This window comes from Acinetobacter sp. YH01010, from assembly GCF_013420775.1.
Taxonomy (GTDB): Bacteria; Pseudomonadota; Gammaproteobacteria; order Pseudomonadales; family Moraxellaceae; genus Acinetobacter; species Acinetobacter amyesii.
Map to the genome: position 1 here is coordinate 247,236 of NZ_VOYF01000002.1, position 11,023 is coordinate 258,258.

Annotated in this window: 10 protein-coding genes; 2 read left to right on the forward strand and 8 right to left on the reverse strand. The window is 43.7% G+C overall.

Annotated elements, in window-relative coordinates; translation table 11 throughout:
* Nucleotides 1-129 precede the first annotated feature (129 nt).
* Entirely contained in the window at nucleotides 130-2,310 is a 2,181-nt protein-coding gene (locus FTT77_RS02955) for a SulP family inorganic anion transporter (RefSeq protein ID WP_180108891.1), read from the forward strand.
* A gap of 71 nt (nucleotides 2,311-2,381) precedes the next feature.
* Here FTT77_RS02955 and FTT77_RS02960 read toward each other — a convergent pair whose 3' ends face one another.
* The 7 genes from FTT77_RS02960 to FTT77_RS02990 form a co-directional block, all read right to left on the reverse strand.
* Nucleotides 2,382-2,696, reverse strand: coding sequence for a hypothetical protein (locus FTT77_RS02960; RefSeq protein ID WP_078189807.1), 315 nt, complete (start codon nucleotides 2,694-2,696; stop codon nucleotides 2,382-2,384).
* Nucleotides 2,697-2,768: 72 nt separating this feature from the next.
* Nucleotides 2,769-3,848, reverse strand: a complete 1,080-nt coding sequence (locus FTT77_RS02965; protein ID WP_180108812.1) for a patatin-like phospholipase family protein — start codon at nucleotides 3,846-3,848, stop codon at nucleotides 2,769-2,771.
* A 106-nt stretch (nucleotides 3,849-3,954) separates the two neighbouring features.
* The gene (locus tag FTT77_RS02970; protein ID WP_180010239.1) at nucleotides 3,955-4,362 is read right to left on the reverse strand and encodes a hypothetical protein; all 408 of its coding nucleotides are present in this window, start codon (nucleotides 4,360-4,362) and stop codon (nucleotides 3,955-3,957) included.
* Between the two features lie 111 nt (nucleotides 4,363-4,473).
* Nucleotides 4,474-6,093 carry an AarF/ABC1/UbiB kinase family protein gene (locus tag FTT77_RS02975; RefSeq protein ID WP_180007065.1) on the reverse strand — a complete coding sequence of 540 codons (1,620 nt, stop codon included), beginning with the start codon at nucleotides 6,091-6,093 and terminating at the stop codon, nucleotides 4,474-4,476.
* Between the two features lie 18 nt (nucleotides 6,094-6,111).
* Nucleotides 6,112-6,780 (reverse strand): SCP2 domain-containing protein, encoded by a 669-nt coding sequence (locus FTT77_RS02980; protein ID WP_180002881.1) that lies wholly within the window; start codon nucleotides 6,778-6,780, stop codon nucleotides 6,112-6,114.
* Between the two features lie 16 nt (nucleotides 6,781-6,796).
* Nucleotides 6,797-7,741 (reverse strand): bifunctional demethylmenaquinone methyltransferase/2-methoxy-6-polyprenyl-1,4-benzoquinol methylase UbiE, encoded by a 945-nt coding sequence (gene ubiE, locus FTT77_RS02985; protein WP_078189802.1) that lies wholly within the window; start codon nucleotides 7,739-7,741, stop codon nucleotides 6,797-6,799.
* Between the two features lie 225 nt (nucleotides 7,742-7,966).
* Nucleotides 7,967-8,680 (reverse strand): hypothetical protein, encoded by a 714-nt coding sequence (locus FTT77_RS02990; RefSeq protein WP_180026789.1) that lies wholly within the window; start codon nucleotides 8,678-8,680, stop codon nucleotides 7,967-7,969.
* Nucleotides 8,681-8,885: 205 nt separating this feature from the next.
* Here FTT77_RS02990 and FTT77_RS02995 point away from each other — a divergent pair, with 205 nt between their 5' ends.
* Nucleotides 8,886-10,304 carry a phosphate--AMP phosphotransferase gene (locus tag FTT77_RS02995; protein ID WP_180007071.1) on the forward strand — a complete coding sequence of 473 codons (1,419 nt, stop codon included), beginning with the start codon at nucleotides 8,886-8,888 and terminating at the stop codon, nucleotides 10,302-10,304.
* A 138-nt stretch (nucleotides 10,305-10,442) separates the two neighbouring features.
* On the opposite strand, the gene FTT77_RS03000 is transcribed toward FTT77_RS02995, so the two are convergent.
* Nucleotides 10,443-10,964, reverse strand: coding sequence for a hypothetical protein (locus FTT77_RS03000; RefSeq protein ID WP_180007073.1), 522 nt, complete (start codon nucleotides 10,962-10,964; stop codon nucleotides 10,443-10,445).
* Nucleotides 10,965-11,023: the final 59 nt, after the last annotated feature.

Sequence of the window (11,023 nt, forward strand, 5' to 3'; positions counted from 1 at the left end):
ACGTATCAAAACACACTATAGAATCGTTCGATTGTCAGACAATATAAGTCACGCCATAAAGTGGTCACAAACTTTAGGTTTTACATACTTACATCTAATTATTTGATATTTATTATAAACGGTAAAATGATGACATCTAAAATTGAACGACATCGATTTCATATTCACGACTTTTTATCTGGAACAGTGGTATTTCTCGTGGCTTTACCGCTATGCCTAGGCATTGCATTGGCTTCTGGCGCACCGATTCTCTCTGGCATTATTGCCGGCATTGTCGGTGGTATTTTAGTTGGGGCACTGAGTGGCTCACATATCAGTGTTGCAGGGCCAGCAGCAGGTTTAACAGCAGTCATTTTGGTACAGCTTGAACTACTCGGCGGCAACTATGCCGCCTTTTTATTGTGTATTGTTTTTGCCGGTATCTTACAGATTGGATTTGGCATATTTAGGCTCGGTTTCTTTGCCAACTTTATTCCGAACAATGTCATATTGGGTTTATTGGCAGCTATCGGGCTGATCTTGATTGGGAGTCAAATGCCTTATCTGTTTGGCTTGAACCAATTTTCATGGTCAGTGTTGTGGCAGTCACAGCCGCTCAATTTGCAATGGGATGTGGGTGCCATTGTGATCGGTATCGGTAGCCTTGTACTGATGTTGCTTTGGGAGCAGAGCCCATGCAAAAAATGGGTTTTGCCTTCAGCCTTGGTTGCTGTCGTTCTTGCTGCACTATGTAATGCCGTGTTGGTGCTTAGTGGCTCGTCTTTTGCAGTTCATCCATCAAATCTCATCCAACTTCCTAACCTTTGGGATCAGCCACAAAATGTGATGATCTTTCCGGATTGGACCGCTTTAAATAATCCTCTGATTTATACGGGCGCTATCACTTTGGCGGTTGTGGCGTCATTAGAAACTTTATTGAATTTAGAAGCAGCAGATAAATTGGATCCGCATAAGCGCTCTTCACCCCCCAACCGAGAGTTATGGGCGCAAGGCATCGGCAATGTCGTTTCGGGTGCTATAGGCGGGATGCCGCTGACGTCAGTAATTGTTCGTAGTTCGGTCAATGCCAGTGCTGGAGCTAAAAGTAAATGTTCTGCCATCTTTCATGGCGTGTTGCTCCTGTTTGCCGTGCTGTGTTTAGTGCCTTTGATGAACATGATTCCACTTTCAGCATTAGCTGCAATTTTAATCCTCACAGGTTTTAAACTGACGCATCCCAAATTGTTTAAACAGCTTTATTTAAAAGGTTGGAAACAATTTATTCCTTTTATTATTACCTTATTGGCGATTTTATTCACAGACTTATTGCTCGGAATCTTGATTGGTTTAGCCAGTAGTGCGGCCTTCATTTTATACGCCAATTTTAATAAGGGCCTGAAGGTGTATAAAGAGCATCATTTGCATGGGGTGATTACACGGATTGAATTGCCTTCACAAGTTAGTTTTCTTAACCGTTCGGCATTAATCTCGGCATTGGAACATATTCGCCGCGGTGAACAAGTGGTGATTGATGCCACACATGTGAGTGATATGGATGCTGATATTTTCCAACTCATTCAAGAGTACCAACAGGAAAAGGCTGTGCAGCGTAAAGTGCAAGTGCAGTTGATTGGTTTCAAGGCACACTATGCCGATGCGCAGGAGGCAGCATTAGATATTGATATCAGCACCGCAGCTTTACAGCAACGTTTGACGCCAGAGGCTGTGCTCGCTTTGCTCAAAGCAGGCAATGAACGTTTTGTACAAAATGAGCGTTTGCAACGAGATATCTATCGTCAACTGCGGGTGACCGCAGAAGAAGGGCAGCATCCGATTGCGGCAGTGTTAGGTTGTATGGATTCTCGTGCGCCGACTGAAATGATTTTTGATGTTGGAATTGGTGATTTATTTAGTTTGCGCATAGCGGGGAATGTCGCGGGGCAAAAAGTTTTGGGTTCATTGGAATTTGCCTGCGAAGCCAAAGGCGCCAAAGTGATCGTAGTGCTTGGTCATACGGACTGTGGTGCGGTTAGTAGTGCTTGTCAGTTGCATTTAGCCGGTCAATCGATTCAGAGCCTGACGCGTATGCCACATATTCAATATGTGCTGGGGCCGCTCAATGAGTCTGTGACTCGTGTTGCAGAATTGATGCAACCACAAACGCTGAGTCCGGCATTTTTAGAGCAAGTGACGCAAATGAATGTGCATTACAACATCCGCTACATTTTACAAAATAGTGAAGTGCTACGGCAGTTAGTGCAAGAAGGCAAAGTGGCGATCGTTGGTGCGGTGTATGATGTAAAAACTGGACGGGTTAATTTCTTCGGATAAATAAAATCGGATGACATAAAAAAAGGATCATCATGAACACATGATGATCCTTTTTATTGAACTAAAATACACTAGCGAATCATCGGTACGATCCAACTGGTAATGATCAGCAAAATACCGAAATGTCCCAATTTACGGGTCACATATACCAATTTTGACGGCTTTTGTTCCAATTGTTTCGCATAGTCTTCGATGCTAATGCCTTGTTTTGCATTACTGGTAAATAAAAACACCGCCAAATCGATACAAATTAAAATCGTACCAACATCTGCCACCACTTCCATTAAATCGTATTGGCCGCTGATCAAGGCGGTTGACACTTGATAAACAAGGAAAAGTGCAAAAGCGATGCAGGCATACTGCAAAACAGTTAAAAATATCCGCATAAATCTATACTAAATAAGCTCAAAATTTTGAAATAGGATTATAGCGTCCCTCGCAAGAGATTACTGTAACGCTCAGAGTGCTTGCATGACTGCTGGGAAATGTTGCTTTTCAACCAACTCCAAAAACTCATCGCCCATACGCTGACTTTCAGCCACACATTGATTCCACATTTTAATGCGTTGTTGGTAGTCTAAGCCTTTGAGGGTAAAGTCTTTACGGTCAGGCAGTCGGCCAAGCGGCAAGCTTGCAAGGTATTCTTGTGAAGGTGACAGTAACAGGGTACGCGCCTGATTTTCAGGATTGGCTTGGCGTTTAAATAATTTATCAAACCAACCTGGGGTGATGCTATCCGTGAAATGTGGATACAGCACGATGCCCTGACTTTGGAAGGGTAGGTCAATATGATAGTCAATCAGGCCGCCATCGCGGTAACTGCCTTGTGGCGCATCAGGGATATCACGTATCGCGGCCATGACACCGGGAATAGATGCAGAAGCCATAAGCCACGGCATGACACTGTCTTGAGTCAATGCATGGTAATGCGTGGTAAAGCCATCATCCGCCACGGTAAATTGATGACCTGACACAGGCTGACTAATTACACGCTGCATGAAATAACGACTGTGTTTACGTGCGAGCGCTGTCGTGCCCACGATCCCTGCGACAGAGGCTAACAGCGGCAGGGCTTTATCACTTTGGAAAATATGCTGAGCTTTGACTGAAAGCACAGTGAGGTGATAATCCGGGTGATTAACCAGTGCCGCTTCTTGACCTTGAATCAAATCGATCAGCATGCCACGACACACATCGCTGACTTCTTGACGGCTCATCTTTTTATGAAAGCTCAGATTGGTATACAGCTCAGAGAGGCGTTTCGTCCCTTCAATGGCTCCCCCAGCAGCAATACTGGCAAAGCGCCAACTGCCAATCGATGAACCAATTAAAGTACGCTTTTGTTGCGCGCGTGGCAAAAAGTCAGCAAAAATCGCCTGATCTAAACCTTGAATACCAATGCCTTTCGGACCACCCGCAGCACCGGGCAGGATATCCACTTGAGCAGCGTTTAAACCCTCTTGTTCAATCAGTTGGCGGGCTAAATGGCCAGCACGGATATTGAGCGCAGGCGGTCTTTTTTGCAAAATTTGAGTCATGGTAGTCGCTTAAAATACAGTCGTAGAATTATTCTAGTGCGTTTTTGCACAGACCCAATGGCTGAAACTTCCGACAAATGACTTCTCAGTCATATCAGGGCGTCTCTCAGGAATGCTGTAATAGTTGTTCGTTATGCCGATGCAATTGAAACAAACTGAGGCAGACGATTGCCCATGTCGCCATTGGAAAGACCGCCCAAGCAAATAGGTTAATGATAAAAATCACGGCCCCAGCTAATAACCAATAATTTAACCCCGCCATCAGCTTTTGCTGTGGCAAACAAAGTAGGAATAAACAGGGAAGTGCATTAAAGAGAATGATCCACCAAAATGTAGCGCTATGCTGCATCCGATACAGGGTGGTGTTGGCTGGCGGTTGCCAGTTTAGAAAAGGCATGTGCATATTTAATTGAACCAACACATCGAGCAGGGTCGAAAAACTATACAGCAAGGCCGTTGCACATGCTCGGAGAGGGTTTCGACCATACAGTACCCCTAAATAACTGTATGACATGGCGTTCAGCCTTATTTAAATTTTTGAATTTTTTGTTTTTATGGCTTTAAGCCTTTTATTGTCAAAAGGCTTAAAGGAGCTATGGATACATCAAGATCATTTAAACACAGATTATTTAAACACACGCCAAATGGCAAGTAAGCTTGAAAGTGCAATTAATACGATGGAAACATACCATGGCGCAATTATCGCGATGGAGAGGAAGATGGCCATAATACTGCCAAAAACCCAACTACGTTTTTGCTGATGTTCCATTTGCAGGCGCATGCTTTGCAGTTCATTCAGTTGTTTGGCATGCCAAGCCGACTGATTTTTTAAACCATTCAGGCTGTCGATCATCAGCGTTGGTAAATCTTGCGCACCTAAAAGTAAGTCTGGAATTTTTTGCCCGAGTTCTTTTAAGTTTTTCTGCGGATTCATTTGCGCTTTAATCCAATCGGTGAGGATTGGTTTTGCCAAACTCCAAATATCCAATTCAGGATAGAGATCAGTTCCTAAACCTTCAACATGGACCAAGGTCTTGAGCAGCAACATCAGTTGTGGCGGAATCTCTAAATGGAAACGACGCGCAATATCCATCACTTGAATCAGGATGCCGGCGAAGTCCAATTCATGCATTGGTTTAGAGACCATTGGGCCAACGGTACGACGCATTTCACGTGCTAAGGCATCTTGATCTGTACCCGGTGGAATCCAACCCGCTTGATGCACGATTTGAATCAGTTGCATAAAGTCGCTGTTCATAACCGCAAGCAGCATGCGTGCTACGGTCATTTGGTCGTGCTTTGAAAGCTCACCCATAATCGCGCAGTCCAAGGCAATAAAGCGTGGATTGCTTGGATTAATGGTTTCGACGAAGACATTCCCCGGATGCATGTCTGCATGGAAGAAGTTGTCGCGGAACACTTGGGTAAAGAAAATGGTGAGCCCTTTTTCGGCTAAATCTTTACGATCCATGCCCAAGCGATCAAAGGTCGCAATATCTGAAATTGGTACACCCGTAATACGCTCTTCGACCATGACATCACGGCTGTCCATATAGACTTCAGGCACGTACATCATGCTTGAACCGGTGAAGTAATGACGCATACGACGCGTGTTATCCGCTTCTAAAGTCAAATCCAATTCATTGAGAATAATTTGACGGTAGTCTTGAATAATTTCAGATAGATGCAGGGCACGAGCGGCTTCTAGGCGTTTTTCAAGGAACTGACCAAGCCACTCTAATATTTCAAAATCATGCAGAATTTGATTGCGAATATTCGGGCGAGCCACTTTCACTACGACTTCGCGACCATCATGCAGTGCAGCAGTATGCACTTGTGCGATAGATGCTGCGGCTAAAGGTTGCTCGTCAAAGCGTGCAAATAAGGTATTAACATCGGCTTTGAGTGATTCCTGAATGCGCATTTTGGCAACGTCATTTGAAAAAGGTTTTACACGGTCTTGTAAAAGCACCAATTGCTGTAAAACTTCAGGTGGAATCAAGTCACGACGGGTAGACAGTAATTGACCGAGTTTAATGGCCAAAGGTCCCATATCTTCTAAAGCTTGTTTTAGCTTCAGTGGATTTTTACGTTCTTTACTTAAACGTGCTGCAGGATGTATACGAATGAGGGAAATAATATGACGGGCTTTTTCCGGTAATTCTTCCGCAGGAAACAACGTGTCGAGTCTATAGTGCGCAGCAATGCGCCAAAGGTCGAGTAAACGTGAAACGTGCGGAATCATATATGCAATTACCTAGTCTTAAGTGTTGTCTTGTAATGAGTCAATTTGGCTGTGCAGCTGCTGAATTTTTGCTTCTGCACGGTCCAGATTTTGATTCAAAATTCGGGTGTCTTGATTCAGGTCATCCATTTGCCAGCGTGGGGCAAGCAAGCCTGAATCTTCTTTTAACGCGTCTTCAGCAAAGAACAAATGGCTTTGTAAAGTACGTTTGAGATGTTTGGGTGCAAGTTGTAACTTACCAATTTCATGCGCAAGGCTTGGACCAATCCAAGGGCTTAGATGCGAAGCTAAATCAGGCTCAGCTTGCTGCATAATGCGCTGGATATCCTGCAATAAGTGATAATCACCTTGCAATGGAATATTGCCGACATCTTCAGCCAACAGCAGTTTGAGGAGCTCGACGACCGTTTTGACATGTAAGGTCGCCGTTGCTTCAGTTATGTTTGACTGCTGCTCGAAAGGGCGTTGCTCAAAGATGGATGCGGTTTCAGTATGTCCTGTTGGCGTCGGTTCTAAGCGAACTTTCTGATCGTCAAAAAACACATCCACCGACAACTGTGGTGAGTCGATCACCACACGAAGCATTTTGCCTTGCAATTCATTCAGTTGGATGCGGGTAATCGCATCCAAATCAATGACATGATGAATTAAGCGTTCAACTGCACCAAGTGCGAGAATCGACCACATAGTTCAGCCTGCAGTATTAAAGTTTGAAACCACGGTGTACAGCCACGATACCACCCGTTAAGTTGTGGTAATCACAGTTTTGGAAGCCCGCATTTTCCATCATACCTTTAAGAGTACGTTGGTCTGGGTGCATACGAATTGATTCTGCAAGGTATTTATAGCTTTCAGAGTCATTCGCTACGATTTTACCCATGATCGGTAATGCAGTGAATGAGTACAAGTCATACAGTTTTGAGAAAGGTTCAAATACCGGTTTAGAGAATTCTAAAATCAGTAAACGACCACCTGGCTTAAGTACGCGGTACATGGCAGCTAGTGCAGCATCTTTGTCAGTCACGTTGCGTAGACCAAATGAAATGGTCAATAGGTCAAAACTGTTGTCTGCAAAAGGTTCTAAAGTTTCAGCATTGGCCAAAACGAAATCGACATTGGTACAACCAGCATCAATGAGGCGGTCACGACCGACATTGAGCATCGATTCATTAATGTCTGAAAGCACCACATGACCTGTCGGGCCAACTTCACGGCTAAATACTTTGGCAAGGTCACCAGTACCGCCTGCAATATCTAGGACGTGCTGACCGCGACGTACACCAGACATGTTAATGGCAAAACGTTTCCATAGACGGTGAATACCAAATGACATTAAGTCATTCATGATGTCGTATTTTGCAGCCACTGAGTGGAAAACTTCCGCTACTTTTTGTGCTTTATCTTCGCTGCTCACGGTTTGATAACCAAAGTGCGTGGTTGCCCCAACGTTACCAGTATTCGCGCCACGTGGCAGATTATATTTGGGTACTGAACCTGTCACAGGTGTGTCGGTCAGACGTTGTTCTAAAGATTGTTGCTGACCTTGCGCTGTCCCTTGTGGTAAAGGCTCAGTTAAGAATGGACTCACTTTGTCTGTATTTTGTGCCGACTCAGGTGTAGGGGCAGGCGTTTGATTCTCGTTAGACATTAGAGTCACTCCTAACTTATAAATAGGGTTAATGTTGCTTTGCAAGCATGATGACAGATTCTCTGTTGTTATACAGCAGTCATTTGCATTTGTTGTGAATAATATACAGAAAAAATAAGGGTCTGCTGTAATTGCTTTGCAAATCCCCTATAAAAAATCTGAATTCAGTCTTGCAAGCCCAGTTTGTTTTATATCAAACATGGGCTTTGTGGGATGTGAGTTTTGTTAAGCCGCAGGCTGAAACGGGTTCGGGTCACCGGCATGTACACGGTCAACGATTTGGCGTTCTACAGCGGTAAATTCGCGGACAAATTTTTCTGCTGACTTGAGCGGTTTCATCGCCAAGAAGCCATCTTGCATAAAGTCGTACATCACTTCGAAGTTGTATTTGTTTGCTGCGCCCTTACACATTTTAAAGGCGGTATAGACCATAAACGAGCGCATATATTTATCTAAATTACGACCTAAATCGTCTAACAGTTGCAGTTGCAACATGCGGTCTTTGCCCTGATCGAGCTTGAGGTAGGTCTGGCGCATCATTTCATCGGTCAGGGTTGGATTATTTGGATAATCTTCCAGTAATTGAATGGCCACTTGTTCGTCAAGCTGTACGGCCAATATCGCAAGTTGTACGCCCGAAGTGCCGGTCTTAATGGCATTGTCTGGAATTAGTTTTTCTGCTTTATGCGCATAGCGGGTGAGACGTGCAATTTGTGCAGCTAATGCATCAAAATCAGGACCGCCATATAAACGGTTAATAAAATATTCAGACATCAGTACATTGTGTTTTTCAGCAAATTGCACAGCATGCGTACGTTGCATGCGCTGTTTTTGCCACTGTTGGACATCTTGTAAACGCTGTAAAATTTCTGGCTTTTTGTGGTAATTCAACTGGTAATACAGTTCAAGTAAATCATCTAATACCGCAAGTTTGGACATTGAGTGTCTCAATTATTTTTTAGATGTTTGAATCTTAGTGGGTGTTGGAGCTTAGGGCTATGACAAAGTGACGAAATTACAGGTCAATCTGAGTCAGTTTGTTGCAGAAACGGTCATATTTTGCATTTCAGCACATACATGAAAGCATTGTTGTGTGATGAACGGCATGGTTATACTCAAAACAGAATAAAACCAAGGGTCCGCCATGAGCTTAAAAGAAACAGAATTTCAATTGATGGATGAAGAACAACTCTCGGTTGAGCTGATTGAAGCGCAGTATCAACTGAAAAATACCAGCCGTCAGCCCAATGCCAAAAGCATGTTGATTTTAGTGAGTGGAATCGAGCTTGCGGGTAAGGGAGAGGCTGTCAAACAGCTCCGCGAATGGGTCGATCCACGCTACTTAAGGGTGAAAGCGGATGCCCCGATCATGTTTAATCAAAAACAAACGTTTTGGCAGTCTTATGCACGGTTTATTCCTGCCGAAGGGCAAATCATGGTGATGTTTGGAAACTGGTACAGTGATTTGCTCAGTACCGCCATGCATGTGTCGAAGCCTTTGGATGAAACCTTATTTGATGAATATGTCGAGAACATGCGAGCCTATGAACAAGACCTAAAAAATAATCATGTCGATGTGATTAAGGTCTGGTTCGATTTATCTTGGAAATCCTTACAAAAGCGCTTGGATGAAATGGACCCGAGTGAAGCGCGTTGGCATAAATTGCATGGTTTAGATTGGCGCAATAAAAAACAATATGACAACCTACAACGTTTACGTCAGCGTTTTAGTCATGACTGGGTCATCATCGACTGTGAAGATGAGCAAGTCCGTGATCAACAATTTGCACAGCATATTTTACGCACTTTAAAACATTGTCCAGCACATGAAACCAAAGCGGTGGGGCGCTGGAAACAAGCCAAAACACCACAGGCGTTATTGGAACCCAGCACTGTCGTGGCTGATGAGGCTGATTATAAAAAAGAATTAAAAAAATTAAGCCGCAAGGTGGCTGAAGCTTTACGTTTTGATTCACGCAATGTGGTGATCGTCTTTGAAGGAATGGATGCCGCAGGAAAGGGCGGGGCAATTAAACGCATCGTCAAAAAGTTGGACCCACGCGAATATGAAATTCATACCATTGCAGCACCCGAAAAATATGAGCTACGCCGTCCATACTTATGGCGCTTTTGGAATAAAATTCTCCCTGAAGAAAAGATCACGATTTTTGACCGCAGTTGGTATGGTCGCGTTTTGGTTGAGAGAATTGAAGGCTTTGCCAATACGGTTGAATGGCAGAGAGCCTATGATGAAATCAACCGTTTTGAAAAGGACTTATATGACAGTCAAACGGTTGTCATCAAGTTCTGGTTAGCCATTGGAAAGGATGAGCAAGCTGCACGGTTTAAAGCCCGAGAAGAAACCGCGCATAAGCGTTTTAAAATTACTCCAGATGACTGGCGGAATCGTGACCGTTGGGATGATTATCTCAAAGCTGCCGCAGATATGTTGCAACGCACGGATACAGAATATGCGCCGTGGCATGTGATCGCCACCAATGACAAGCACAGTGCGCGCTTACAAGTGCTAGAGACGATCTTGGCGCAATTGAAAGCAGATTAAATGCATGAAAAAAGCCACGATATTCGTGGCTTTTTTCATTTTCAAAACTAGCTCATTTTCAGATTTACTTAATCTTCAGATCTATGGTTTAGATCACTTTGATTATTAAATCTTATAGATTTGCTAGACATCGCTCCGTTAACCATTATTCGGCGTTGGGACAGGTTGGTTCGGAAATTTCTGTTGAATACGCTTCGCTAATTGGTAGCTTTCTTCCACATGGGTTTCAGCGACTTTTTTCATTACGATATAACCCAAACTGGCTGCTACCAATTGCCCACCTAGTGGAATAAATTTGGTCACTTGTTTGGTAATATATTTTGCTGCAATGTTATTCAGCGATTTTTTCATCGCGGTTCGTGCAACCACTAAGCCTGAAAATTCGACACCACGTTTACGCAGTTCCGTCCAATGAATCTGTTTGGTTTTCGGGTCATACACACTAATTTGATCTGGCGCTAAACCAAAACGCGCATTAATTTCTGGAATGAGCTGCGACAAAATTCCGACGTCAATCACCACATCCAAAAATGGCACAGGAATAATGGCTGCACCTGCTGAAAAATAAGCACGTTTTTTCACAAGCTCTAAGCATTCAGCGCGAATAATTTCCAGATTTAAGTTAGGGTCGATGGAATCAGGAATGTTATCAATTTTCATAAGCAGATACCCTTGATACTGGATTGGTTTTTTTCTCATAAAATATCATTAAGATACTT

Bases quoted from the DNA above. Each gene is read 5' to 3' on its own strand.
- ubiE (WP_078189802.1), bottom strand. From the start codon at position 7,741: ATGTCTAACGAGAATCAAACGCCTGCCCCTACACCTGAGTCGGCACAA.
- FTT77_RS02970 (WP_180010239.1), bottom strand. From the start codon at position 4,362: ATGTCATACAGTTATTTAGGGGTACTGTATGGTCGAAACCCTCTCCGA.
- FTT77_RS02960 (WP_078189807.1), bottom strand. From the start codon at position 2,696: ATGCGGATATTTTTAACTGTTTTGCAGTATGCCTGCATCGCTTTTGCA.
- FTT77_RS03000 (WP_180007073.1), bottom strand. From the start codon at position 10,964: ATGAAAATTGATAACATTCCTGATTCCATCGACCCTAACTTAAATCTG.
- FTT77_RS02990 (WP_180026789.1), bottom strand. From the start codon at position 8,680: ATGTCCAAACTTGCGGTATTAGATGATTTACTTGAACTGTATTACCAG.
- FTT77_RS02980 (WP_180002881.1), bottom strand. From the start codon at position 6,780: ATGTGGTCGATTCTCGCACTTGGTGCAGTTGAACGCTTAATTCATCAT.
- FTT77_RS02975 (WP_180007065.1), bottom strand. From the start codon at position 6,093: ATGATTCCGCACGTTTCACGTTTACTCGACCTTTGGCGCATTGCTGCG.
- FTT77_RS02995 (WP_180007071.1), top strand. From the start codon at position 8,886: ATGAGCTTAAAAGAAACAGAATTTCAATTGATGGATGAAGAACAACTC.
- FTT77_RS02955 (WP_180108891.1), top strand. From the start codon at position 130: ATGACATCTAAAATTGAACGACATCGATTTCATATTCACGACTTTTTA.
- FTT77_RS02965 (WP_180108812.1), bottom strand. From the start codon at position 3,848: ATGACTCAAATTTTGCAAAAAAGACCGCCTGCGCTCAATATCCGTGCT.